Here is a 26,572-nt window from a genome sequence, read left to right as displayed (position 1 = left end):
TTTTAATTTAGCTAAGGTAAACGTTTGCCTCTCTTTTCACAAGATCTCGCAACAATTCTTCATGCTTTTCGATCTCAATTACCAATCTCATCTGAGCCTTTGTCCGTTGCAAATTATGTGTAGGATGGCTTATTTTATAATAGGTATCTCCGTTAAGGTAATCCGTTAAAAACCGGATCATCTGCATATAAGGAAGCAATAACACACCATCCACCAAAGACTTAATTTCCATTGGATATAAAAAGTGGTGCGCTGTTTCCAGGTATCCCTTCGTATAAGCTTCAAACAAAGGAATGTTCAGTTTTATCCTATCAAGATCAGCCTCATCTTCCGCGGCTGAATTAATAATCGTTCGGATCGCGTCACCAAAGTCATACGCTACATAACCGGGCATAACGGTGTCCAAATCGATTACGCATTGTGCTTTGTCCTCTTTATTCAAAAGCACATTGTTAAATTTAGTATCATTATGGGTAATTCTAAGCGGAATTTGGGATTTTGCTGCCATATTTAAAATGGTATTCATCTTATTTTCCCGCTCCTGTATAAAATCGATTTCTGATCGAACTTCATCTACCCTACTAGCCATATTCTTGTTAATAGCGTCTCTAAAATCTCTTAACCTGCTGGCTATATTTAGAAAATTCGGTATAACCTCATGAACATCAAGCGGATTCAAATCAGACAACATTGCTTGAAAGTTCCCAAATGCACGTCCGCCTTCTCTCGCTTGCTGTATCGTTTCTACAATATCATACGATTTCGTGTTTTCTATAAGAATAAATATACGCCAGTAGTTATTCCTTTCATCTTTAAAAAAAAGATCGCCATTTTTTGTAGGAACAGGGGTAAGTACTTTTCCCTCGGCATCTTTCTCGTTTTGTCCGATCAATTTATGTTTGATATGATTACATACCAACGCTATGTTCTGCATCAGGTGTTCAACGTTTTTAAAAACATGATTATTAATACGCTGTAGCATATAATTAGGTCCCTCTTCCAAGTCTGTGCATATTCTATAAGTATCGTTAATATGGCCCGAACCGAAAGGTTCTATATCAACGGCTTTACCTTTAATCGCAAAAAAATTCACAATAGGCAAAAATTCAGCGGCCTTGTTGTTTGGCATGTCTATCATTAAGTGTATAAAAACTTGAAGTTGAAAATTAATATCGTCTTAAAACTAGTTTCTCTATAATTTGATGCAATATGCGAAAATGAAAAACAACTTCATACATAATTAAAAACACAACCGATTGCGCAATTTTTTTGAAAATAGAGCAATCGGTTGCATAGGATTTTATTAAAAATGTTTTTCTATGTTTGTTCAAGAGAGCGCATTCTAATTTATGAAGACGCCGAACAATATCCTAATAATCAAAAGAACACCTAATGGATAGAAGAAATTTCATAAAGTCAGGCTCCATTGCAGCGGCTGCAACAAGTATACTACCTGATACTCCGCTTTTTGCTCAAAATAATAAAAAAATACGCCTGGCCTTTATTGGCGTTGGATTAAGAGGAAGAAACCATGTGGCCCTGGCCTTAAGAAGGGAGGATATCGATGTAGTTGCCATCTGTGACATTCAAGAAGAATCACTGGCAAGTTGCAGAAAGCAATTCCAAAAGGCAAATAAAAAATTGCCGAAAGAATATACCGGTGGCGTGGATGCTTATAAAAAATTGCTTGAAAAAGAGAAATTAGATGCCGTTGTGATAGCCACCCCTTGGCAATTTCATAAAGATCAGGCAGTGGACTCGATGAAGGCTGGGCTTTATGTAGGTTGTGAGGTTATTGCCGGCCTAACTGTTGACGACCATTGGGAAGTTGTAAAAACGTCGGAACAGACCGGAAAGCCTTATATGACCTTGGAAAATGTTTGTTATCGACGAGATGTCATGGCGGTTCTTAATATGGTAAGGCAAAACCTTTTTGGTGAATTGATTCATTTAGAAGGTGGTTATCAGCATGACTTAAGGGAGGTCCTTTTTAACAATGGCAAGCAACCCTATGGTGGAGGTGTGGAATATGGGGCCAAGGCAATGAGTGAGGCGCAATGGCGTACACAATTCAACATTGATCAAGATGGGGATCTCTATCCAACACATGGCTTGGGTCCTCTGATGCACTACGTCAACATTAACCACGGAAATCGAATGACCAATATGGTTTCCTTTTCGAGCAAGGCAAGAGGATTAGCAAATTACGTACAAAAAACATCTCCCGGACATCCTAATGCAAAAATTCAATATAAAAATGGGGATGTAACGACAACGTTGATCAATTGTGCCAATGGCGAGACGCTGTTATTATCGCACGATGTTCATTTACCTCGCCCCTATTCAATTGGTTTTAGGGTTCAGGGTACGGAAGGTTTGTGGATGGATTTAAATAATGGCATATACATCGAAGGTAAATCGGCAAAGGGACATGCGTGGGATGCAGCCGACGAGTGGTTAAAGAAATATGATCACCCTTTATGGGCTAAATATGCAAATGATGCTGCCGGCGCGGGGCATGGTGGAATGGACTGGTTTGTTTTTAATGCTTTTATTGAGTCGGTAAAACAAAACAGACAAACACCAATTGATGTCTACGATTCTGTTAGCATGAGTGTTATTACACCATTATCGACATTATCCTTAGCCGAAGGGAACAAATCAGTCGAAATACCTGATTTTACGAATGGAAAATGGAAAGAACGCAAAGTGGTGTTCGCTCTTGATGATAGTGGCTTTTAAGCCATCGTGTTTGGATAATTGGTTGAGCTGTGGAGGGGACTCCACAGCTTTTTTATTTACAGTTGGGCGTTTATATTAAGGAACGTTTTTCTTATTCAACCTTTTTCATCACTTGTTAATTCTTAATGGCATTCAAAATTCCCTAGGGGAAGATTTCTTGATAAAATTTAGCAAACCAAAGAACATAGTGGCAAAAAACGTCCTTACAATGTGCTTTCCGTATAGATTACTAGGGGTTGACAAGCAACATGAAAAAAATAGTTACCTTTGCACCATTATGTCAAAACAGGTTCCAGCAGACGGTACGCTTCTTCCGCTCATGGAAGAATTTTATACGATTCAGGGCGAGGGTTATCACACAGGAAAGGCAGCTTATTTTATTCGTTTAGGGGGCTGTGATGTGGGTTGTCATTGGTGCGATGTCAAAGAAAGCTGGGATGCTGAACTACATCCTTTAACAAAAGCAGATGATATCATAAGAAACGCAGCGCGATATCCTGCCAAAACCGTGGTGATTACCGGGGGCGAACCGTTGATTTACAATTTGGACTACTTAACCAGGGGATTACAAGATGCGGGCATTAAAACCTTCATTGAAACCTCCGGTGCTTACCCATTAAGTGGTCATTGGGACTGGGTTTGTTTATCTCCCAAGAAATTTAAGGCACCACTCCCCGACGTTATTGAGGCTGCCGGCGAGCTAAAAGTAATCGTTTTTAACAAAAGTGATTTTGAATGGGCTGAACGATATGCTGCCCAAATTCCCGTCGGCAGGAAGTTATACCTACAGCCTGAGTGGTCTAAAGCGGCTCAGATGACGCCCCTTATTATTGACTATGTAAAGGAAAACCCCAAGTGGGAAATTTCTTTGCAAACCCATAAGTATCTTAATATCCCCTAGCAAAAAACAAAAAAGGCATAAAATATTATATCTTAGTGTAAGATTTGGAGCCTATGCTAAGATATCTTCACTGTATGCGCCTATTTTTTTTATTTTGCCTATTTTATAACAGCTTATCCTTTTTTTGCTCCAAACTGGGTGCCCAGCAGCTGAATCCTTCAACAAGCAAGTCAAAAAAACTTTTTGAAGAAGCCGCGAGATTTTTGAGCAGAAATGATTTTACCAATGCCACTATACGTTTGGAACAGCTTCTGAACGACGATAGTCTTTTCATTACTGCACGCCAGCAATTAGCGGATATATATCTGCGTCAAAAAGAGTTTGAACAAGCTGCCAAACATTATGAGATGGTTTCCAAACTAGCTTCGGATTTAACACCCTCCACTTGGTTTGGACTAGGCGAAAGTTTGCTGAACTTAGGCGCTTATGCGGCATCCAAACAAGCTTTGACAACTTACCTCAGCAAGGTATCAACACAGACTAATCAACGGAAGGCTATTGCGCAAAAATATTTAGCGGATTGCAATTTCAGTTTAAGCGAGCGCAAAAACACTCAGCTGCTAAATATTCACAACATGGGTGCTTCAATTAATTCAGCGGATGATGAATATTTTCCTATGCTGACGGCCGACCGCTCTTCTATTATTTTTACGCGTCAAAAAAAGGGCGGTTTAGAATATATTTATGTCAGTCAATATCAAGATAGCGCATGGAAACAGGCCCTTCCCATTCCGGGAAAAGTTAATACCGAGTCATACAGTGAAGGAGCGCATTGTATTTCTCCCGACGGACGGTATTTGTTTTTTACGGGCTGCAATAAACCCGACGGTAAGGGAAGTTGTGACATTTACATATCCCATTGGGAAGGCAGTGCCTGGGGCATCCCTCATAATTTAGGTTCACCAATTAATACCGGTTCTTGGGAGGCACAGCCAGCAATTAGTCCGGACGGAAACACACTGTATTTCGTTAGCAACCGCAAAGGAGGATTTGGAGGAAACGATATCTGGTATAGCACCCTTCAGCAAGATGGCTCTTGGGGAGTACCGCAAAACATGGGTGACAAGGTCAATACATCGTTTGACGAAAGCACACCCTTTATCCATGCTGATAACGAAACACTTTATTTTGCCTCTAACGGATGGCCGGGCTTCGGTAATAAAGACCTTTTTATCAGTAAGCTTGATCATGAAGGGAATAGACTATCTCCGGTCAATATGGGTACACCTATTAATGATCACCTGGAGCAACGTGCGCTCACTGTTAGTTTAGATGGCTCAACCGCTTACTTCGCAGCTGAAAGACCGGGTGGCAAAGGCGGACTTGACATATATACATGCCTCCTGACTGAGCATCTAAGACCTACTGCTGTTGCCTATGTTAAAGGACGCGTATTTGATAAAACAACCGGTAATGCCGTAAAAGCAGCGGTCAAGCTGACCGATTTAAAGAACAAGAAGCGAACATTCTATTCAGAAGTGGATTACCTCGATGGTACTTTTCTAGTACCGCTCCCGGTAGGAAGTGAATATGCGTTGCACGTATTGCATCCTGAATATCTATTTTACAGTCAACATTTCGCTTTAGCAGACACGCTCACAGAAAAAGACATTTATGCTGTCAAAGTCGGTCTAGAACGAATTAGTTCAGGACGATCCGCCATTTTAAATAATATTTTCTTTCCTACCAACGGTTATGAGCTTCTTCCTACATCAGAAAGCGACCTAATGGAGTTATTTCAGTTACTACAACATAACAAACATATACGGATAGAGATAACAGGTCATACCGATAATACAGGCTCCGCACAAGCCAATCAGGTACTTTCGGAAAAACGGGCGCTTGCTGTTTACGCTTATTTACTGAGTAAAGGTATAGACAAAACCCGGTTGGCGTATAAAGGCTACGGACAGAATAATCCGATTGCCGACAACACGACGGAAAAGGGTAAACAGCAAAACAGAAGAACAGAATTTAAGATTATCGCAACCGATTATGGCAAATGATCAAGCATTAAGAGAAAAGATGATGCATTTAGGATTGCTTGAACCCTCTTTAAGCTTATTTTGCAACGAGTTGGAAGAAGTAGATTATGAGAAAGGTTCGAGCATCATAAAAGCTGGCCGCACAGCACCGTATCTATATTTTATTTTGCAAGGGATAGCACGTGTATATATACAAACCGAAGAGAAAGAAACCGTGTTCTGCTTTTGCTTAGAAACCGATGTGCTGTTGTCTTATAACAGCTTTTTTAATGAAAGTCCGGGATACGAAACCATCGAGCTATTAGAAAACAGCACACTATTAAGAATAAGCCATCGTAAAGTAAAAACACTTTGCGAAAATAATTTAGATATCGCCAATTTTTTTAATCGGCTGATTGGCTCAGAACTGGTAAAAACGGAAGAGCGGCTGATAGGCACCCAATCGAAAACCGCAACCGAGCGCTATAATGAACTGATTACGTTATCTCCTTCTATTGTTCAACGGGTACAATTGGGCTATATTGCGTCTTACTTAGGCGTCAGTCAGGTTACATTGAGCAGAATCAGGCGTAAAATGAATCGGTAACTTTCGATTGAATTATTTTTTAACATATGTAAAAAAAGCGCTGTATCCTATTACGGATATTTGCCAACACAAAAAACAAAATACTATGGCTTGGTTTTATCTAATTATTGCGGGTCTATTTGAAGTAGGCTTTACTTCCTGTTTAAAGTTATCAAATAACTTTACCAACATTAAATGGTCCATCGGTTTTTTCATTTGTATCACGCTGAGCTTTCTTCTTCTTAACAAAGCGATTCAGGATATTCCGATTGGCACGGGTTATGCCGTATGGACGGGTATTGGAGCTGTAGGAACGGTTATTATGGGGATCATCCTATATAAAGAACCCTCTGATTTTTGGCGTCTATTTTTTATTTTCACCCTAATCGCTTCAATTATCGGTTTAAAAATGGTGTCTAAATAGAACAAAATATAGATATATGACAAAAGGCGCCTGAGCGCCTTTTGTCTATAGCAAAATAAACTTTATTAATCAGCAGTTTCTATAATGGCATGCTCTTTAGCTGCTAAATATCGCTCGGCTTCCAACGCAGCCATACAGCCACTACCTGCAGCCGTTACCGCTTGCCGATAGATATGGTCTTGAACATCACCTGCGGCAAAAACTCCCTCAACATTCGTTTGGGCACTATCAGCTTTTGTAATTAAATAACCCGATTCATCCATATCCAGCCATCCTTTGAAAATATCAGTGTTCGGTTTGTGGCCTATTGCTACGAAGAAACCTGTTATATCCAATACTTGATGTTCCTTTGTTTGATTATTGATGATTCGCAATCCATTAACAGTTTTACCGTCTCCCAAAATCTCTTCTGCCTCTGTATTATAATGTATCTCTATATTTGGCGTATTGAAAACGCGATGTTGCATTGCTTTAGAAGCCCGAAACTCGTCTCTTCTAACCAACATATGTACTTTTCTACACAATTTAGCAAGGTAAGTAGCCTCTTCTGCTGCCGTATCTCCTGCTCCGACAATAGCCACATCTTGACCTTTAAAGAAAAATCCGTCACATACCGCACAAGCTGAAACACCAAATCCGTTGTACTTTTGCTCGCTATCTAAACCTAACCATTTTGCCGTAGCACCGGTTGCTATAATTACCGTATCAGCCGTTATTGTTTTGATTTCATCAATGACAACTTTATGAACCGGCCCTGAAAAATCTACACCGGTAGCATAACCAAACCGTATATCGGTACCAAAACGTTCCGCTTGCTTTCTAAAATCTTCCATCATTTCCGGACCCATGATACCCGCCGGATAACCTGGAAAATTTTCAACATCCGTAGTTTGCGTTAGCTGTCCACCCGGAACAATACCTGTATACATAACGGGTTTTAAGTCAGCGCGCGCTGCATAAATAGCGGCCGTATATCCTGCTGGTCCCGAACCTATAATTAAGCACTTAACGTGTTCTATTTCTTCAGTCATGTAAATTCTATTTTTTCTCGACACAAAGATACTGATTACATCAAAGCAATCCGTTTTCCTTTTGTAAATTTCTTATCTGCTGTTATCCGTAGACGTTAAGCGTCATTGCTTACACCCTACACCTCAAACCTCAACCTTCCATCTCCCACCTAAACCCGATACCTCACACCTGCATAACCCCCACGTTAAAAGCTTTCGTAATTGGACTCTGATTAGCGGCCTCGATCCCCATCGATATAACTTTTCTTGTGTCTAGCGGATCAATAATCCCATCTATCCATAGACGCGCGGCTGCGTAGTAGGGAGTAGTCTGTCGATTATATCTAGCCGTAATTTCACCTAGGAGATCAGCCTCCGCTTGGTCACTTAAATTTTGCCCTTTTGCTTTCAGTGTTGCTTTTTGAATTTGCAACAAGGTTTTTGCTGCCTGCTCACCTCCCATCACAGCAATTTTTGCCGATGGCCAGGCGTATATTAAGCGGGGATCGTAAGCTTTACCACACATGGCGTAATTTCCGGCCCCATAGGAATTTCCAATCACAACGGTAAATTTTGGCACGACCGAATTTGCGACTGCATTCACCATTTTTGCTCCATCCTTAATGATTCCACCTTGTTCGGATTTACTGCCAACCATAAATCCGGTTACATCCTGTAAAAAAACAAGTGGTATTTTCTTCTGATTACAATTCATAATAAACCGTGCCGCTTTATCAGCCGCGTCTGAATAAATAACCCCTCCTATCTGCATTTCGCCCTTCTTATTTTTTATTACTTTCCGTTGATTGGCCACAATCCCTACTGCCCAGCCGTCAACCCTAGCCAAACCACATAAAATACTTTTTCCATATAAAGCCTTATATTCATCAAATTCCGAATTGTCTACCAAGCGCTGTATGATTTCGGCCATGTCATAAGGTTTTTCTCGCAAGTTCGGAAGTAAACCATAAATTTCTTTTGAATCAAGTGCAGGAAGTACGGGCTTTATCCGGTTAAATCCGCTATTTAAAGGAGCGCTTAGTTTTTCAATAATACGTCGGATACTGTCCAAACAGCTTTTATCGTCCGGATGCTTATAGTCCGTCACCCCGGATATTTCACAGTGTGTCGTTGCACCGCCAAGTGTTTCGTTGTCCACCTCTTCACCGATAGCCGATTTTACCAAATAGGATCCCGCAAGAAAAACGGAGCCGGTACCATCTACAATCATCGCTTCGTCGCTCATCACCGGCAAATAAGCTCCACCGGCTACGCAAGATCCCATAATAGCCGCTATTTGTACAATACCCTCGCTACTCATGCGCGCGTTGTTTCGAAAAATGCGTCCAAAGTGTTCTTTATCGGGAAATATTTCATCCTGCATGGGTAAGTAAACGCCCGCTGAGTCTACCAGGTAAATAATGGGCAATCGATTTTCCATAGCAATCTCCTGTGCGCGAAGATTTTTCTTGGCAGTTAAAGGGAACCAGGCACCAGCCTTGACGGTAGCATCGTTTGCTACCACGACACACTGCCTATTGGCAATATAACCCACCACTACCACTACACCGGCTGAGGGGCAGCCTCCCTGTTCCTCATAGAGGTTGTCTGCCGCCAGCGCCCCTATTTCCAACGAAGGTCGATCCTTATCGAGCAAATATTCAATCCGCTCTCTAGCCAACATTTTACCCTTTTCATGCTGCTTTTTGCTTGCCGTCTCTCCGCCACCTAAAAAAACTTTTTTTAATCGACTTTTCAGTTCGTAAACAGCCTGCTTGTTAACATCTTCGTTTATATTAAAATCGAGGTTCATAAGTTTAGCGTTTATGGTTAGCAATTAGCTATAGCTTTCTTTCATTCGAAGATAATTCATTCTCGAATATCAACGTTTTGGCTCTGATTATACAATAACCCGGAACGTAGCGCTATACATGCTGGTTTACCAGCTTTGATTCCAATACTATTTTCCGACCCTGTTTAATGCCTGAATCATCGGCGTTCTCTTCGGTATCTCTGTCTATCAATTCGAATAACATTTCAGCTGCAAGCGCTCCCTGTTTTCCCGGTAATTGCTCAATGGAAGCCATGGGTGGGTTTTCCATATATTTCCATATGGGGTAGTTCGCATAACTGATAAAAAATATATCTTGGTTAACCGTCAATCCTTTGCTACGCACCGCATTCATCGCATCCAAGGTAACATAGTCGTTAAACGAAACGACAGCGGAGGGTCTCTCACTTAAGTTAATCAATTGCAGTGTTGCATCGGTATTTCCCTTTTCCGACAAATCGGTATAAACAATATAATCGCGATTTAAGGGAATACCGTTATTAACCAACGCATCAATAAATGCCTCCTCTCTTTCTTTGCTTGCGGGTAAATGGGCCGGTCCATTGATAAAGGCGATCCCCCGATGCCCACAGGAGGCAAATGTATCAATGGCCTCCTTCATTCCTGTTTTCAGATTACTAACAATAGCGTTAATCTGCACCAAATCGGGTACGCAATCGAAAAAAACAACCGGAATGCCTGCATTTCTCAATATTTCAATATACTCAAATTCGCGTGTGTTTTTGGCGGAAGAAAGGATAATTCCGTCTACACGATGCACTTTCATGGTATTGATAATTTTCAGCTCTCTTTCGGGATCATCCAATGATTGGCCAAGAATGACTGTGTAATTGCGGCTATTCGCAAAATTCTCAATTTCACTTATGGCCGCAGAAAAGAAAGCTTCGGATAAACTTGGCAAAATAACGCCTATAGTGAATGTTTTTCGCTGTTTGAAAAATATTGCGGTTCTGTTCGGCTCGTAGTTCAATTCCTCAGCTAATTTCTTTACTCGCATCGTGGTAATTAACCCGATGCTGGGATGATCATTAAGCGCACGGGAAACAGTTGAGGTGGATATCTTTAACCGTTTGGCGATTTCCTTAATCGTTGGTTGTTTGCCTTTATTCATAAAATACCAGAATTAAAAGCCTTCTTGTAGGCGGATCAGTAATCGTTTAGACGATTACCTGAAATTAGCTGCAATGTACAAAATCTTTTGATCATTAGTGCCGGTCGGTCTTCAACAATGACTCGACCGGAAGATAATCAATTCCTGCTTTAAGAATCTCTTCAGTAGGCTCCCGGTTCCGACTAATGATAAGCACGTCCTCCAAACGAAGATGATTATCACGAAGAAGATGCTCAAGCGGATCGGTAACTCCCTGTAAGGCAAGCTCATCATAAAAGTACATCTTTATATAGCTACTTAAAGGGCCCCAATCAATTTGCTTTAATTTATTCAGTTGCATCAACGGATTTCCCTTCGTTAAAACAAAAATTCTCTTTTCGTCCTTCGTGATTTCCAATAGTAAATGTTTTACCTCTTCGAAGAGTAATAATTTTAGCGGCAATTGAGCATTTACGTGGATTCTTTTAAAATTTTCAAGATACTTTGCGTCGATTCCAAACACAGCTGCTGCCCGTTGAAAAATTTCTTCTTTCCCGTGATGCTCATATACTTTTTTCATGAAAGCAGTTAAATCGTTCGCCGGTGGCACTGTTTCCGTATATTCCAATAAATGAGCGAACAGATAATATACCTGCAAGAGATAATCCTTTTCCGGATAGAGCACATCATCTACCTCGAAAATAAAGGCCTTTTTGTTCTGATCTAGATCTTTATACGTAAGCATTTTTCAGTTACAGAATAAGCCATCCCTGGCTATGCCAAACAACAAAAAAAGAGTTCCTCCCCACCATCTGAGACTACGCATACGCCCGACTCGTTTTCCAAGCTTTCAATCGGTTCTCCTTGACCTGCTATTTTGCCTTTGAGTAAAACCGTTGTGTTCAGATCTTTGCCCGGGTTGACAATAAATTCAACGATCTCTAAAAGTCGGTGCGACGGTACTGCCAATTGTATTCCGTATTCTGCAAACAAATCTCTACATGCAGCAAGCTGTACGATTTCGTCCTTTCTCAAAGGAATTATAAGGTCTGATTCGTTGCTGATACCCACCTTTAATAGTTCGTGATTAAATGATGCGCTGCTGCCGGATGGTATTACTACATACCTTCCTCCTGCAATTAACAAATCAGGGATAGCTACATTATCACCGAATATCACCTTATCCTCCGCAGAAAATACACGTGCAAGTTTCTGTGCGAGCGCACTCATCCCTCCAGTAATCAAAATATTCATCAAAATCAGTTTAGCATAAATTTAAGGATACCTTCGTCCGTCTATAACTTTAAACAATCAAACCATCCTTCATGTGCACAGTACGATCCGAAATATCAGCCAGGTGTTCATTATGCGTTACTATAACGAAAGTTTGTTGCAATTCATTCCTCAATTGTACGAAAAGATGGTGCAAGGCCTCGGCGTTTTCCGAATCCAAATTGCCCGACGGCTCATCGGCTAAAATAATGGATGGATTATTCATCAGGGCGCGTGCTACGGATACGCGCTGTTGTTCGCCACCAGATAAAGCATTGGGTTTATGGTCTGCTCGGGCTCCTACCTGAAGAATATCTAACAATTGTTTTGCTCTTTTTTCACTCTCAGATTTTCCTTTCCCGGCAATGAATGCAGGTATGCAAATGTTCTCCAAGGCAGTAAACTCAGGAAGCAAATGATGAAATTGAAAAATAAAACCTATATGTTTATTCCGAAAGGCGCTTAATTTATTGGGAGAAAGTTTGGGCAACTCAGTTCCATTCAGCACCACCTCACCCCCATCCGGCATATCTAATGATCCAAGAATATGCAGGAAAGTACTCTTGCCCGCTCCGGAGGCTCCTACGATGCTAACAATCTCACCCTTTCTGACCTCCAGGTCAACGCCTTTTAAAATTTGGAGGTTACCGTATGCCTTTTTTATACCTCGAGCGCTCAACATAGGGCGAATATACAAGTTTTATTCAATCCTCATTAAACCATTCATATAAATCTTGCGGCTTTAACCGGTGTTTCTCCTCGTTCGACAAATCTCGCTTGATTCGACCATGCGATAGCTGTACCAAGCGATTGCCATAGCTAAGAGCTTCTCTCATGTTATGGGTTATAAATAGTACTGCAAGTTGATAATCTGCGATTAGCTTGCTCGCCAACTCCATAACGCGAGCGGCAGATCGTGGGTCGAGCGCAGCGGTGGGTTCATCCAAAAGCAGCAATTTAACATCGCTCATAACTGTCATCAGCAAAGTTAAAGCCTGCCGCTGCCCACCACTTAGTAAACCCATTGGTTGATGTATTTTGTTTTCCAAGCCCATATCGAGTAACCGCACCTGCTCCCTCACCCGCTCCTTAAAAGCGGTATTGACGCCAATAGTAAGTTTTTTCGCTTTTCCACGCAGGGAAGCCAATCTAAAATTGTCCAAGATGCTCAATTCCGGAGCAGTACCTTGCAATGGGTTCTGAAAAACCCGTGCTATCCATCGGCTCCGCCGGTAATCTGCCATTTGATTTAGCAATTCATCATTTAATCTAATTTCGCCATTGTCAGCCCAGATCGTACCGGCAATTAGATTTTGCAGCGTACTTTTACCAGATCCATTTGCGCCTACTACGGACACAAATTCCCCCGAGGACACGGTAAAAGACAAACGGTCCAGCGCACGGATCTCATTCGGCCGATTAGGGAAAAAAGTTTTACTTACATTATTGAGAACCAGCATAATCAACGTTTTAGCGAACCTTTCAGAAAATTACCTTGAGGCAAAGCAACAATTAGTAACACAAAACAAGAGGTAAACAGTTTGAGAAGAGAAGAATCTATACCCAGACTTAATGTAAAGGCTAGTACTAACTGAAAAATAACCACACCAATGACGACCATGCCGAGATTAATCCATACTTTATCTGTGGGCAGCAATTTGATAATAGTTTCCGCAATCATTACGGAACCTAAACCACTGATAACAATCCCAATGCCCATGTTGATGTCAGTAAAACCCTGAAACTGGGCAATCAAAGAACCGCTAAAAGCAACCAATGCATTCGTAATCGCCAAGCCAATCCATTTTATTTTGAAGGTGTTTACCCCCAGCGATCTCACCATGATTTCATTATTCCCTGTGGCTCGCATCGCAATGCCGAAGTCAGTCCGCAATAAATAGTTGAGTATAACGACTAGTATGACAACCACCGTACCGGCAATCAGGAACGTATTGGAATTAGTATCTTGCACCAGTGTGATGGAAAAAAGATTCTTGTAGCTTAAGAGCGGAATGTTGGAACGTCCCAACAGGGTAAGATTAACAGAATATAAAGCGGTCATTACCAAAATACCCGCCAATAAGGCATTAATTTTTAGCTTCGTATGAATAAGTGCCGTGCAACTACCCGCAATGGCACCTGCCAGTAGAATAAGCGGGACTAGTATAAAAAGGGATAGCTGATGGCTTATACCCAGCGCGCATATTACTGCGCCCAGCGTATAACTCCCATCGGTAGTGATATCAGGAAAATTGAAAATCTTCATCGTTAGATAGATCCCCAAACCCATGGGTACAAAACATAGACCTTGTAGTATAGCAGCGAAATAAAAATCCATGCAGTTGAAGAAAATTTATAGCTTTTCGAAATTTTCCGAGAATGTTAGTCCGAATCGAGTCGCTGCGGCTCCATTATATACCCTTCTTCTTATCTTGACTTTTTCAACCGTTAACTTATCTGTTTTCTTTGACTTCAGAAATTTAGCGGCTTCTTGCCCTGCCTGGTATCCCCATTGATAGATATCGGCACCATAAGCAGCTACAGCCCCTCTTTTTACCAGTCCGACTTCACTTGTAAAAACCGGAATTCCACGCTCATTACAATTATTTAAGATAGTTTCGAAAGCTGCGAAAACAGTATTGTCGGGGTTAGCGAAAAAAGCATCTATTTTTCTTTTCAAGAGTGCACGCACGACTAGCTGAGCATCAGCGGAAGTGTTTAGCGGTAAGGCGATTAGTTCAACCTGCTTTTGCTTGGCCAACTTATCCAGTCGGTTAAAGGCGTCAACTGACTGCTGTTCAGCTTGGTTATAGATCATACCAATGCGTAGATTATCCCTTTTTTTGGGTTTGACGACTTGTTGAATAATAGCAAAGGATGTGTCGATATAATTCAGATCTTCGCCGACACCAAAAAGATTATCAGGCCCTTTTTTCTTTTCATTTATCAGTCCCAATATTTGCGGCATAGCGGTAACGCACATGAATATCGGGATGTTTTTTATTCGCTGCACAGTAGCCAAGGTTGACATGGTTGTACTGGTTCCAATACAATCCACCTCTTCCGACTGCATATAGCTTACTATTTGGTTCATGGCTCCCATATCGCCCTGCGCGTTCTTTGCGATGATTTCTACTGTCTTATTTTGTTCGCTAAAACCACTTGCTGCCAGGGCTTCTATAAAACCTTTGCGGGCATCGCCAATAGTAGCATCTTCGAAGGCTTCGATAAATCCAACTCGGGGAACACCTCCTTGCTTTTTTGGATTATTACAAGAAATGAACCCGATGGCAAACAATAATAAGATCAAAAATCTGTTATATTTCATATGTAAATAATCTGTTTTTTATGGCCATATGGAATATCCACTTTATTTTTATTTGCATCCGTGTTTGAATAGCCTGTAATACATGGATATTTTATTCGTATATAAAATTTGTTCCTTTGTGTTACTACAACAATGAGCTTACACAGTTTCCGCCATAAACGTTACATGGCATACTTAGGACGTTGCAATTTACAAGAATATACTGTACACTTGACTTATTTTGTTGAGAAAATAGCGTTCTCGGATAAACAATGTCATCTTTAACCAGTAACAACTAATTTAAAAAAAAGTTAAACAAAACAAACAAACTTGAATCACATCCTTATGATCAACGTTCTATCTAAACTTCCTAACGTAAGCAATTCTATTTTCAGCACGATGACTGCCTTAGCCAATAAGCATGGAGCAATCAATCTCTCGCAGGGTTTTCCTGATTTTGACTGCTCCCCTAAGCTTATTGATTTAACCCAAACTTATATGAAAAAGGGACTGAATCAATACGCTCCTATGCCAGGGGTTTTGCAGCTACGTGAAAAAATAGCCGAGATGGTGGAAAAGCAACAGCATGCGATTTATCATCCAGACAAGGAAATCACCATTACAGCCGGCGCAACGCAAGCCATTTTTACTGCTATTGCCAGTATTATTCGACCGGATGACGAGGTGATTTGTTTTGATCCCTGTTACGATAGTTACGCGCCTGCAATCGATTTATGTGGAGGAATGGTAAAAACTGTTTCTTTATTGCCTAACAGCTTTAATATCAATTGGGACGATGTCAAGAAGGTCTTTTCACATAAGACAAAGCTTATTATTATCAATACACCGCATAATCCTACCTCGGCTACGCTAACTGACGCCGATATGAAACAATTGATAAAACTTACACAGGGAACGGATATATTTATCATTAGCGATGAAGTTTATGACAAGGTTGTATTTGATGGCAAGAAACATATTAGTGTAGCAAGTTATCCCGAACTCCGGGAACGCAGCTTCGTAATCTCTTCTTTTGGAAAAATGTTTCACATAACCGGCTGGAAAATTGGGTATTGTCTTGCTCCTGAAAAACTGACCGTTGAATTTCGGAAGGTTCACCAATATTTGGTATTCAGCGTAAATACCCCCGTTCAATATGCCTTGGCCGATTTCTTGATGGACGAAAGTGAATACCTCTTACTTAGCAAATTCTTCCAGGAGAAGAGGGACTTTTTCGTCAATGCGCTCCGTTCAACGCCTTTTGAGATACTTCCTGCATCGGGATCTTACTTTTTGTTAGCCAATTACGATAAAATAAGCGACAAAGGTGATCTTGACTTTACAAAGGAACTGACGGTCAACTATGGCGTCGCAACTATTCCATTATCCGTGTTTTACAAAAACCGATTGGACAGACACTATATAAGATTTTGTTTTGCAAAAAAACACGAAACCTTGGAAAAAGCCGTTGAAAATTTAGCACGAATTAAATAACACGCCTTTTTTGGCTTTGATGGCGTTTCAGTATCATACACTAAATAGTGAACAAAAAGATTAATTGAGAAATTAAGATATTTACAAACTTTCGTTAATTTAGTATACTACGGTGCATCGTTAGTACTAAAGACATCCGACTATCACTAACCTATTCATTAGACGATAAAGGATATCCTTAACGAAAAATGAATAATTACTTTAAATGAAACCATTAAAAATAACAATATTTCAGGCCTATCTTTTTTGGGAGAACACAGAGAAAAACCTATCCAATTTGGCATTACGTCTTTCCTCATTGAAGGAAAAAACCGACTTGATTATTTTGCCGGAGATGTTCAATACCGGATTCACCATGAATGTTGAGAAATGTGCGGAAAGAATGGACGGCCAAACAATCTATTGGATGTTAGAACAGGCAAAAAAGTACAATTGCGTTGTGGCAGGTAGCCTCATTATAGAAGACGGCGGCAAATATTATAATCGTTTTATTTGGATGAAGCCCGATGGTTCATTCCATAAATATGATAAAAGACATTTATTTTCGATGGCTGGTGAAGAAAAGGTTTTCACAGCGGGCAAAAAGCGCGTCATTGTAGAAATAAATGGTTGGCGTGTATGTTTGCAAACCTGTTATGATCTCCGTTTTCCGGCATTTAGCAGAAATCTTAACAACGTATATGATATCCTACTATATATAGCAAGTTGGCCGGACATGCGGATAGGACATTGGAGAGCCCTTATTCCTGCTCGTGCGATTGAAAACCAATGCTACGTAATTGGCGTAAATCGTGTAGGTTACGATGGAAATCAGGTTTATCATTCAGGAGCCTCTACCTGTGTTGCACCTGACGGTGGGGTTGTTTATTATAAACCGGAGGACGAGGACCTCTATACCTTCACGCTTTATCCGGACGATTTAAAACGGATTAGAGAGAAACTACCTTTTTTACAAGACGCTGATCAGTTTGTTTTAGTGGATCCATAGGTTTTTGAGTTGTAAGTTCTAAGAACTAAGTTTTAAGTTTTTAACTATCTTCATTAGAACAAAAACTTATTGCTGGCGCACGAAGATTTATTCGTGTGCCTTTAGTATGTCACTAATACCTCGGTCTATTCAAAATAGCGGATTTAATAACGGCATCCCTTAAATCGAAATCCCCATAGGGATTGGTTTCCTCGCTGCCGGCATCTATTTTATAAGGTTCCAAACGCTTGTATGCATGTTCGTGTTTCTTATGAATTTCTTTCGCCCTTTTCACTTCTTCTACCTCTAAAACCCCGGAGTAATCCTCAAAAGTGATGTGTTTTTCAGATTTGGGATGGATCAGCTCCGGCTCCGACAGTGGCTCACGTTGAAGTATTTCACGCTGCAATGGTTTATACGGTGTTTCATCTACTTGTGGACGATGCGACGGTTTTCGTTTTTTGGCCTTCTCCTGCTCTTTTTTGAAATTAGCATATATTTGATAGCCAAAAACAATTGCAGCGATGATAAAGGGTAGAATGGTTTCCATGGATTAAAGATAGAAAATAATTTTCGTCTACTTTCTTCACTTTGAAAGAAAGTAGACGAAAACACTTAAATAGACAGAAAAAATCGAAAGCGAATAGAAAAGATAGCAGAAAATTAGATAAATTGGTTCAATTCATTAAATTCGCAGCCTCAAATTTTGGACAAAATACATGCAACTTACGCGTTTAGAGATTAAAGGATTTAAAAGCTTTGGCGATAAAATCACTATCAATTTCAATGAAGGTGTTACGGCAATTGTCGGTCCGAACGGCTGTGGAAAATCCAATGTGGTTGATGCGATTCGTTGGGTACTGGGCGAACAACGCACCAAGAACCTCCGTTCTGAAAAAATGGAAAACATCATCTTCAATGGCACTAAAACGCGCAAAGCGGCTAATTTAGCTGAAGTTTCACTTTCTTTTGACAATACCAAAAACATCCTTCCAACAGAGTTCTCTCAGGTTACCATTACCCGTAAATTATATCGGACAGGCGAGAGTGAATATCGTTTAAATGATGTACAATGCCGATTAAAAGATATCACTGACTTGTTTTTGGATACCGGAATTGGAAACGACTCTTACTCCATCATTGAACTGAAAATGATCGATGAGATTATTAACAACAAAGAGAATTCCAGAAGGGCACTTTTTGAAGAGGCTTCCGGTATATCGAAATATAAGGTTAGGAAAAAACAAACACTTAATAAACTAAAGGACACCGAAGCAGATCTAAGTCGTGTAGAAGATCTCCTTTTTGAGATTGAAAAAAACTTAAAAACCTTAGAAAATCAGGCAAAAAAAGCAGAACGCTATTATAAACTCAAAGACCAATATAAAGAACTGAGCGTATCGTTGGCATCATTTAGGATCAGTAACTTTCGCGAAGCACTTGAGCGCCTAGATGAACAACACAGTGCTCAAGAAGACGAACGGAACCTTATTGTCACGCAATTGGACACACTTGAGGCCGAACTCCAAAAACTCAAACAGGAAAGCTTAGTGGAAGAGAAAAATCTTTCGGTTCAACAAAAAGCGGCCAATGAGTACACCTCCAAGATAAGAGCTTATGAAAGCGAAAAGAAGGTCAAAAATGAACAGCTAAAGAACTTAAACGATAAGGAGCAACGTTTGAGTAAAGAGTTGGCCAACGACAGACAGCAAATCAATCACGTTCTTTATAATATTAAGCGTTTAAACGAAGAGCAGCTACTTGAGCAACAAAAATTAGATGAAATCAAGATTTCACTTGATGAACAGAAACAGGAAGTGGACGAGCTGAGGGGGCAACAGCAAACCGCCAAGACTAAACTAGATGCTTTTGTACATGAAAACAATCAACTTCAGAACAACATCTATAAATTAGAAAAAGAAATTGCCGTTCTGCACATCCAAAAAGACGCGCTAAGCCAGGAAAGCGAACGAAATATCGTTGATACAGAAGCTAAAGAAAGTGAGCTAAACGAATTTTCTAAGGTAGTTGATGAACTAGAGGGACGTGTTGACGCTTTGCAGGAGGAATATGATGGTACATTAGCCTATGAAGAAGAGCTGCAACAGCAAATAGCTAATAAAGAAGTCCTTATCCAATCCTATAAAGAGGCCGTAATAAAGGATAACCGCACATTAGATGCGAAACAAAATGAGTACAACCTAACCAAATCACTAGTCGATAATTTGGAAGGTTTTCCGGAGTCTATCCGATTCTTAAGAAAGAATGCGGGCTGGGCAAAACCTTACCCACTCCTATCTGATGTGCTCTTCTGTAAAGAAGAATATCGAGTGGCTATTGAAAACTTTCTCGAACCTGTAATGAACCATTATGTGGTTAATGAACGTCAAGAGGCCGTTAAAGCTATTAAATTATTAGGGAGCGCATCACGCGGTCGTGCCGGCTTTTTCGTTTTGGAAGCTATTACACAGCCGGACATTCGCAATGGATTAGACCTCCTATCAGATGAACGGTTTATCCCTGCTTTATCTGTTGTTGATACAGAAGAGCGCTATCTTCCACTGATCAAGTTACTATTACACGATGTATATATTCTAAAAACGGAAGATGAAAGCGATTTAGAGACACCGTTACCCGATACGCAATTAACCATCCTGCACAAAACCGGTAAGTTTGCAAAATTTCGACTGGGGATGAGTGGTGGATCGGTAGGGTTGTTTGAGGGCAAGCGTATCGGTAGAGCGAAGAACCTCGATAACTTAAGTAAGGAAATCAAGCAGCTCACGACGCATCTCGAAAAAATCCAATTGGATATTGTTAATGAGACGGCTTTATTGAACGATCTGAAGGCAAACACCAAAAAAAGTCAGCTTGAAGAGACCAAGCTACAACTCAACCGCCTGAGCAATGAATTAATCTCTGTAAAAACGAAGCAAGAGCAGTACCTCTCTTTCATACAAAATAGCCAGAATAGAAAACAGGATATCGAAGAAAAAATCCGCACGATCCAAGCTGAACTTGCACAAGCAGAGCCGGCTTTGGCATCCTTAACAGCGAGCAAAATAGATAAGGCAAACGAGCTAACTGCATTTCAGGAAAATTTTAATGAAATTTCAGAACGACTTACCACCATATCGTCAGCCTATAATCAAGAAAATATACGCTACCATCAACAACAAAATAAAGTTGCCGGTATCAATAAAGATTTAGAATACCGAGAGAGCCAGCATGAAAATCTAGAAAAGCGTATTACCCAATATAGTACGGAATACGAAGCGGTAAAGGAGGCCATTAAAGATACTTTACAGCATGTGGATCATTCTGATGAGGATCTAATCGCCATGTATGCGCAGAAAGAGGCTTTGGAAAAGGGCTTACAAGAAGCGGAACAGCAGTACTATACCATGCGCGCCAATATCAATAAAAAAGAAGAAGAAATTGGGGGGTTCCGTAAACGGAAAGATCAAATAGAGCTGCTAACCAACGAATTAAAAGACAAGAAGAACAGTCTAAAGCTCGATTTGAACGCACTAAAGGAACGATTGGCCGTTGAATTTGAAATCGATATCAACGAGTTACTGGATAACGAGCTGCCCGATCATATTGAAAGCGAAGAAGAGTTGAGGAATCGGACCGAAAAACTGAAAAAACAGCTGGAAGAATTTGGCGCCATTAACTCGATGGCTATGGAAGCCTATCAAGAGATGAACGAGCGGTATACGTTTATTCAAAAAGAGCGTAAAGATCTCTTCGATGCTAAAACATCTTTATTGGATACCATTAAGGAAATAGATGATACCGCTCGTGATAAATTTATGGAGTCTTTCACTCAGGTGCGTGAACATTTTATTACCGTCTTCCGCTCCTTATTTAATGAAGAAGATTCCTGTGATTTAGTGTTGAGTAATCCTGATTTACCCCTTGAATCCGATATAGAAATTATGGCACGTCCAAAAGGGAAACGTCCTTTATCCATCAACCAGCTTTCAGGTGGTGAAAAAACGCTTACCTCGACGGCCCTTCTATTTTCCTTATATCTGCTCAAGCCAGCTCCTTTTTGCATTTTCGACGAGGTAGATGCTCCTTTGGATGACACGAACATCGATAAGTTCAATAATATTATCCGGAAATTCTCCAATCAGTCGCAGTTTATTATTGTATCACATAACAAGCGGACTATTGCCAGTACGGATATTATATATGGAGTAACCATGGTGGAACAAGGCGTATCCCGTGTGGTAGCAGTGGACATGCGAGAAGTGTGATAAGCACTAAGTTTAAGCGGCGATTTTATTATTCACTACTTCATTATTTTCAAAGGTGTTCATGAACTCCCTACGGTCGGCTCTTTGCTTCTTTTCTTTCGCGGAGAAAGAAGTTAAAATAAACCTTCCTTTTATACTTTGGGTGTCCCTTAAGAACTATTTCGTATGTTTGTAATAAAACATGCATCAATATGCTTACTATTCTTCATCGATTTTCCTTTTTGATACTATTTTTTTGTGTTAGCTGCTGTGCAAGTGTTAAAGAAAATGCAGAACGACAAGATTCACAAGTATTGAAAGACCTAAAAGTATTGTCGTCCGACGAATATGAGGGCAGAAAAACGGGGACAGCAGGTGCGGAAAAGGCGGCGGCTTTTATTGCCGACCGATTTAAAAGCCTAGATTTGGAACATTTCCCACAAGGTGAAGATTATATACAAACTTTTCAATTTGATGATAAAGAGGGGACGTCTTATAGCGGGAAAAATATAATAGGTTATATTCCAGGCAAACTGAAAGAGGTTCTTGTCATATCAGCACATTACGACCATTTGGGTAAAGTAGGTGATTCCATTTATAATGGCGCAGACGACAATGCATCGGGTATAGCCGCCTTATTACAGTTCGCTGCTTATTTCAGTGAAAATAAACCCAATTTTACGATTGTGTTTGCAGCCTTTGATGCAGAGGAAATGGGCTTACGCGGGGCCAAGGCTTTTGTTGAAAACCCACCTATTCGGTTAGATCAAATAAAGCTCAATATCAACATGGATATGATTTCGCATAATGATAAAAACGAGCTATATGTCTGCGGTACATACAAATATCCTCAATTGAGGAGATATGTAGAAGATATAAAGGATGAAGTAAAAGTAAAGCTTCTGCTAGGACATGACGATCCTAACACCGGGCACGACGATTGGACTAACCAAAGCGATCAAGGGGCTTTTAACGCCAAAGATATCCCTTTCTTATATTTCGGTGTAGAAGATCATAAAGATTATCATCAACCGAGCGATACGTATGAAAACATTAATCCGACATTTTATGTAGAGGCGGTAGATGCTATATTGAATGTGATACGAAATATTGATAATAAGTTCTCAAGCCAGATTCAGATAGATAAAAATAAAGTTATGTAAACGCCTATTTTATTTAGAACAAAGAGCTCCTCCAATTTTATCTCACACGCGTCTCTATCATACCTTTAAATTCTTTACTAGAACGTTTATTTTTCATCAGGTTCTGAGCGGTATTATTCGATTGTTTGGAGCGAATATTCATTAAAGGACCATTACTAGTCGTGCTTGCAGTTACTCCCAATTGATTTAGAGCCTCTGCCAGGTAAAGCTCTTTAGGATCCCCAAAGTCATACTCACTAAAGCTATCTAAATCCTGTCCAAGATTATCAAGCATTTCCTTTCCGGGTATATCGGTTCCTGGTTTGAAGCCATTATAATAATCCCCTTCCCCCTTTGCATTCTTTGAAGAAAAACTTGGCAGATATAGATCATACACACTCTCTAGCCGGACCGGGAAGAATCCTACAGGCTTTCCATAAGTTGTTGTTCCAACCAGCTTTATATTTAAAGAGCTTAAACCACGCAGCGAATTAATCAATAACTCACTGGCGGAAGCAGTATTGTTAGTAACAAGAAAAACAATATTTTTCACGTTACTAAGATTTCCCGCTTTTTTAAAGTTAACAGTGTTGCCCGTTGCTTCCGGCTTATAACTGTAACTAGCATAGGTATCTGTCCCTATTATTTCTCCATTAGAATTACGTACGCGTTGATTTTTGAGTATAGTCGCTTTCCCTTCTTGCATCAATTGATTATAATACTCAACAAACATAACCCCCGTTGTACCACTAGGGGCTATTAGATTAGCCAAATGTTCGGCAGTAGCAACATAACCGCCTCCGTTGTAACGTAAGTCGATGACTAAGTCTTCAACATTCTTTGTTGCAAAATCCGAAAAAACATTATCAAGAACATCAAAGGAATTTTCCTCATCCGAAAAGCGAGCATAAGCAACATAGCCTATGTTTTTATTGTTGATAGTGAGTACCGTGTCTTTATAGACGGGACTACTATTATAAGTCTGCTTACTCAATGAAATGGAATAAGAGCTACCGCCCAGTTTTTGTCCCTCTAAGCGAATAGAAAAAGGATCACCCAGTAACCGCGATATGTAACTATAATCACGATCCCAATCATCCCCGATTGTTTCTCCATCAATTTTAGTGATAGAAGCGCCTCTAGTCAAGCCACTTCTGGCGGCAGGAGATCCGGGATAAACAGCGCGGATGAACACTTTAAAATCCGTATCACTCCCATAGGCTGCAATATCATAAATACCGACATCGTTTCCTTGTCCTGTTAAATTAACACTATTGGTTAAGTTTCTCACACCAGCGGTGACGCCACTGTTACCTGATACATCTTCGATATAAGAGAATTTTGTATAGTCTGTATTGTTGACCGTAAGTATGTCGTATTTTGACGTGGAATATTGAGCTATTGACAACAAATTAGCTTCGTAATTTTTTAATTTATCAGCATTGGAAGTATATTGCCTTGGGTTAAAAACATCATAGGTTGGCAAATTTTGATTCCAATAATAAATTTCCTTCGCATACAGAAAAATAGAGTCGTTGGTTAGCGCGACGCGATCATCTGTGGGTGTCTGTGTAGAATTACCTTGATTTGTATCCGGATTATCCTTTTTGCAGGCGCTTATAAATAATGACAATCCGATAAAAAGCCCTAAAAATCTATGAAGTACGTGTGTGTCCATCTTCTACCGCCAATATTTGGTCGCAATATACGACAAGTCTCTCTCTTTTTTTTCGAAGAAGAAAATTTTAACACTAATTGACAATCTTACTGAGAAACTATGTGATAAAGGTAGGAATATAAAAAACACGGGTTAGCTAGCGTAGCGATATATAAGAAACAAACCGAAAGACCATTTGTTTCTTATATATATTTATTAACCGTACTAATAATCGAGGTCTAATAAGCTACTGAGTGGGATCATGATTCCGTTTTTCAATTGCAAATAACTATCAGTTAACATCCATACGGTAGTTTCTACTCTTTTTGGCCCACTAGTAGTATTAAAAGTAATGACCGATTTCGATTTAAATTCATTTCCTAATCTTACAGCACTTTGCAATTTATAACGCAATTCACTTACGTGGCTCTCGGGTGCATCGATTATTTTATAGTTCCGAATATCCTCCTTATTGATTAACTCTGCAATAACGGTACTCATAGCAATTTGTTTTAGTTTGGTTTGGTATAACAATATTAGTCAAATGGCTGCACAAGTTCAAAAAATGTGAGAAATAAAGACGTTACATTGACTTTTGTTACACTAAACTACCTAAAACGGATTAAAAATGGATTAAAGTAACATTAGAATAGCTAAATTACCTTTACTATTTGCGAAAATCGACTTAAGCTTTCATGTTTAGGATCCAAATCGGTCACTAAGTAATCGATGGCATTCACATTGCAGACTTTCATTTTCTGTACTGAATTCAATTTTTCAGCAATGCTTAGAATACCTGTTTTTTGTGAACAGCGGAGCATCGCTTTCTTGATTTGAACAACTTCCCAATCCGAATCCGTCACACCATCTTCAACCGATAGGCTGTTAGTTCCCAATAAACAAAGATCAACCCTGATTTCCGATAGCTGATTAATCACTTGAGAACCAATCGTTACATTGGTGCTTCTGGCTAGCTTACCTCCTATTAATATCACATCATCGCCGGACCGTTCTGCCAGCTCCAAAGCGACGAGGGGGCTGATCGTAAAAAAGGTGCATTGCATTTTTTCGGGTAATGTTCTCGCTAGTTCCAACATCGTAGTCCCCCCTCCCAGCAGTACGGCCATGCCATCCTGAATAAGGGTTATTGCTTTTTGAGCAATTGTCTTTTTTGACTCCCGCGCATAAACCTCGTTATCCTGAAACGGATACTGAAAGGACTTAGATAGGGCTCCGCCATATACTTTTAGTACTTTCCCATTTTCTGCCAATTCATTTAAGTCTCTTCTTATGGTATCCTCTGATACATTCAGTTGAACGCTGAGGTCGGATGATAGAACCTTATTGTGCAGGTTTACTTCGCGCATTATAAAAGCCTGTCTTTCTTCTTTTAGCATGTTGGTTAATTTTTTCCTTAAGACTTGTAAATATATATTTTTATCACAAAATAATAATGGAATGTTATTAATCGGCAGGGTTTCAATTTAAAACAGTAACCAACTATTTTGTAGTAAGATTCAGCTATCGGCAGCAAGCTATCGGTTTCGTTCCTGTTTCAGCGGTCAAAAAATTCGATCTCCGAAGGCTAATTTTCTGAGAGCGGGATATCTTTTTCCATTTAGTGTACCATTTTGCATCCTTATCAGTCGACAGACACCTTATTCCCAAAATATCCAAAAAGAACGCCTCCACATTTCATTGAGATAGAATGCCAATAACACTTCGATCTCAATGATGGCAATCGGGTACCTCTAAAGCCTGAATGCATGTTTATACATATAAATATTAAAAAAACGCAAAATATTGCATAACTATTTTTTTTTCTTATACTTGTATATCCAATAAGCTTAAATACAGCTAGTAACACCTAATAAACTGCGGGATAAAATTCAAGAACATAACTATGCAAGCAACAATCCC

General features: G+C 40.0%; 23 protein-coding genes. 9 read left to right on the top strand and 14 right to left on the bottom strand.

From position 1 onward, the window contains the following. Positions 1-7 precede the first annotated feature (7 nt). Entirely contained in the window at positions 8-1,129 is a 1,122-nt protein-coding gene (locus tag ACH11B_RS18310; RefSeq protein ID WP_130857828.1) for a phosphotransferase enzyme family protein, read from the bottom strand. Between the two features lie 263 nt (positions 1,130-1,392). On the opposite strand from ACH11B_RS18310, the gene ACH11B_RS18305 reads away from it, so the two are divergent. The 5 genes from ACH11B_RS18305 (at position 1,393) to ACH11B_RS18285 (ending at position 6,617) form a co-directional block, all read left to right on the top strand. Beyond that, a complete protein-coding gene (locus tag ACH11B_RS18305) occupies positions 1,393-2,742 on the top strand; it encodes a Gfo/Idh/MocA family protein (protein WP_130857829.1) in 1,350 nt (449 codons plus the stop codon). A 277-nt stretch (positions 2,743-3,019) separates the two neighbouring features. After that, on the top strand, positions 3,020-3,643 hold the full coding sequence (locus tag ACH11B_RS18300) for a 7-carboxy-7-deazaguanine synthase QueE (protein ID WP_041387475.1): 624 nt from the start codon (positions 3,020-3,022) through the stop codon (positions 3,641-3,643). 203 nt (positions 3,644-3,846) lie between these two features. Next, positions 3,847-5,649, top strand: a complete 1,803-nt coding sequence (locus tag ACH11B_RS18295; protein WP_377609128.1) for an OmpA family protein — start codon at positions 3,847-3,849, stop codon at positions 5,647-5,649. After that, positions 5,639-6,214, top strand: coding sequence for a Crp/Fnr family transcriptional regulator (locus ACH11B_RS18290; protein ID WP_149105673.1), 576 nt, complete (start codon positions 5,639-5,641; stop codon positions 6,212-6,214). The genes ACH11B_RS18295 and ACH11B_RS18290 overlap by 11 nt, the downstream gene beginning before the upstream one ends. 85 nt (positions 6,215-6,299) lie before the next feature. Then, positions 6,300-6,617: a multidrug efflux SMR transporter gene (locus tag ACH11B_RS18285; protein ID WP_013666548.1), complete on the top strand. Its 318-nt coding sequence runs from the start codon at positions 6,300-6,302 to the stop codon at positions 6,615-6,617. A gap of 65 nt (positions 6,618-6,682) precedes the next feature. On the opposite strand, the gene trxB is transcribed toward ACH11B_RS18285, so the two are convergent. From trxB to ACH11B_RS18240, 9 genes are all read right to left on the bottom strand, one after another. Further along, positions 6,683-7,648 carry a thioredoxin-disulfide reductase gene (gene trxB / locus ACH11B_RS18280; RefSeq protein ID WP_377609130.1) on the bottom strand — a complete coding sequence of 322 codons (966 nt, stop codon included), beginning with the start codon at positions 7,646-7,648 and terminating at the stop codon, positions 6,683-6,685. 163 nt (positions 7,649-7,811) lie between these two features. Continuing rightward, positions 7,812-9,440: an acyl-CoA carboxylase subunit beta gene (locus ACH11B_RS18275; RefSeq protein ID WP_377609132.1), complete on the bottom strand. Its 1,629-nt coding sequence runs from the start codon at positions 9,438-9,440 to the stop codon at positions 7,812-7,814. Between the two features lie 112 nt (positions 9,441-9,552). Beyond that, a complete protein-coding gene (locus ACH11B_RS18270) occupies positions 9,553-10,590 on the bottom strand; it encodes a LacI family DNA-binding transcriptional regulator (RefSeq protein ID WP_013666545.1) in 1,038 nt (345 codons plus the stop codon). A 94-nt stretch (positions 10,591-10,684) separates the two neighbouring features. Continuing rightward, positions 10,685-11,314, bottom strand: coding sequence for a hypothetical protein (locus ACH11B_RS18265; RefSeq protein ID WP_377609134.1), 630 nt, complete (start codon positions 11,312-11,314; stop codon positions 10,685-10,687). 29 nt (positions 11,315-11,343) lie between these two features. Further along, complete coding sequence (locus ACH11B_RS18260; RefSeq protein ID WP_377609136.1) at positions 11,344-11,823, bottom strand: hypothetical protein; 480 nt, start codon at positions 11,821-11,823, stop codon at positions 11,344-11,346. Positions 11,824-11,872: 49 nt separating this feature from the next. Then, entirely contained in the window at positions 11,873-12,523 is a 651-nt protein-coding gene (locus ACH11B_RS18255; protein WP_013666542.1) for an ABC transporter ATP-binding protein, read from the bottom strand. Positions 12,524-12,545: 22 nt separating this feature from the next. After that, positions 12,546-13,301 (bottom strand): ABC transporter ATP-binding protein, encoded by a 756-nt coding sequence (locus ACH11B_RS18250; protein ID WP_013666541.1) that lies wholly within the window; start codon positions 13,299-13,301, stop codon positions 12,546-12,548. A 2-nt stretch (positions 13,302-13,303) separates the two neighbouring features. Then, the gene (locus ACH11B_RS18245) at positions 13,304-14,179 is read right to left on the bottom strand and encodes an ABC transporter permease (RefSeq protein WP_377609138.1); all 876 of its coding nucleotides are present in this window, start codon (positions 14,177-14,179) and stop codon (positions 13,304-13,306) included. Between the two features lie 15 nt (positions 14,180-14,194). Beyond that, on the bottom strand, positions 14,195-15,169 hold the full coding sequence (locus ACH11B_RS18240) for an ABC transporter substrate-binding protein (RefSeq protein ID WP_013666539.1): 975 nt from the start codon (positions 15,167-15,169) through the stop codon (positions 14,195-14,197). A gap of 324 nt (positions 15,170-15,493) precedes the next feature. Here ACH11B_RS18240 and ACH11B_RS18235 point away from each other — a divergent pair, with 324 nt between their 5' ends. Together ACH11B_RS18235 and ACH11B_RS18230 are read left to right on the top strand one after the other, a co-directional pair. Further along, a complete protein-coding gene (locus ACH11B_RS18235) occupies positions 15,494-16,642 on the top strand; it encodes a methionine aminotransferase (RefSeq protein ID WP_377609140.1) in 1,149 nt (382 codons plus the stop codon). Between the two features lie 205 nt (positions 16,643-16,847). After that, the gene (locus ACH11B_RS18230) at positions 16,848-17,630 is read left to right on the top strand and encodes an amidohydrolase (RefSeq protein WP_013666537.1); all 783 of its coding nucleotides are present in this window, start codon (positions 16,848-16,850) and stop codon (positions 17,628-17,630) included. Between the two features lie 112 nt (positions 17,631-17,742). Here ACH11B_RS18230 and ACH11B_RS18225 read toward each other — a convergent pair whose 3' ends face one another. Further along, positions 17,743-18,159 (bottom strand): hypothetical protein, encoded by a 417-nt coding sequence (locus tag ACH11B_RS18225; protein ID WP_130857837.1) that lies wholly within the window; start codon positions 18,157-18,159, stop codon positions 17,743-17,745. Positions 18,160-18,328: 169 nt separating this feature from the next. Here ACH11B_RS18225 and smc point away from each other — a divergent pair, with 169 nt between their 5' ends. Further along, complete coding sequence (gene smc / locus ACH11B_RS18220) at positions 18,329-21,874, top strand: chromosome segregation protein SMC (RefSeq protein WP_130857838.1); 3,546 nt, start codon at positions 18,329-18,331, stop codon at positions 21,872-21,874. A 191-nt stretch (positions 21,875-22,065) separates the two neighbouring features. After that, positions 22,066-23,016: a M20/M25/M40 family metallo-hydrolase gene (locus ACH11B_RS18215; RefSeq protein WP_377609142.1), complete on the top strand. Its 951-nt coding sequence runs from the start codon at positions 22,066-22,068 to the stop codon at positions 23,014-23,016. Positions 23,017-23,053: 37 nt separating this feature from the next. Here the strand turns inward: ACH11B_RS18215 and ACH11B_RS18210 are convergent, their stop codons facing one another. The 3 genes from ACH11B_RS18210 to ACH11B_RS18200 form a co-directional block, all read right to left on the bottom strand. Further along, positions 23,054-24,673, bottom strand: a complete 1,620-nt coding sequence (locus ACH11B_RS18210) for a S41 family peptidase (RefSeq protein ID WP_377609144.1) — start codon at positions 24,671-24,673, stop codon at positions 23,054-23,056. 204 nt (positions 24,674-24,877) lie between these two features. Continuing rightward, positions 24,878-25,153: a hypothetical protein gene (locus tag ACH11B_RS18205; protein ID WP_013666531.1), complete on the bottom strand. Its 276-nt coding sequence runs from the start codon at positions 25,151-25,153 to the stop codon at positions 24,878-24,880. Between the two features lie 152 nt (positions 25,154-25,305). Beyond that, positions 25,306-26,049, bottom strand: a complete 744-nt coding sequence (locus ACH11B_RS18200) for a DeoR/GlpR family DNA-binding transcription regulator (protein ID WP_130857841.1) — start codon at positions 26,047-26,049, stop codon at positions 25,306-25,308. Between the last annotated feature and the right edge of the window lie 523 nt (positions 26,050-26,572).

This window comes from Olivibacter sp. EAT-5 (genome assembly GCF_044784325.1).
In the GTDB taxonomy this organism is placed as follows: Bacteria; Bacteroidota; Bacteroidia; order Sphingobacteriales; family Sphingobacteriaceae; genus Olivibacter; species Olivibacter oleidegradans.
The sequence above is the reverse complement of the archived record's forward strand: the minus strand, read 5'-3'. Positions and strand labels throughout refer to the sequence as shown.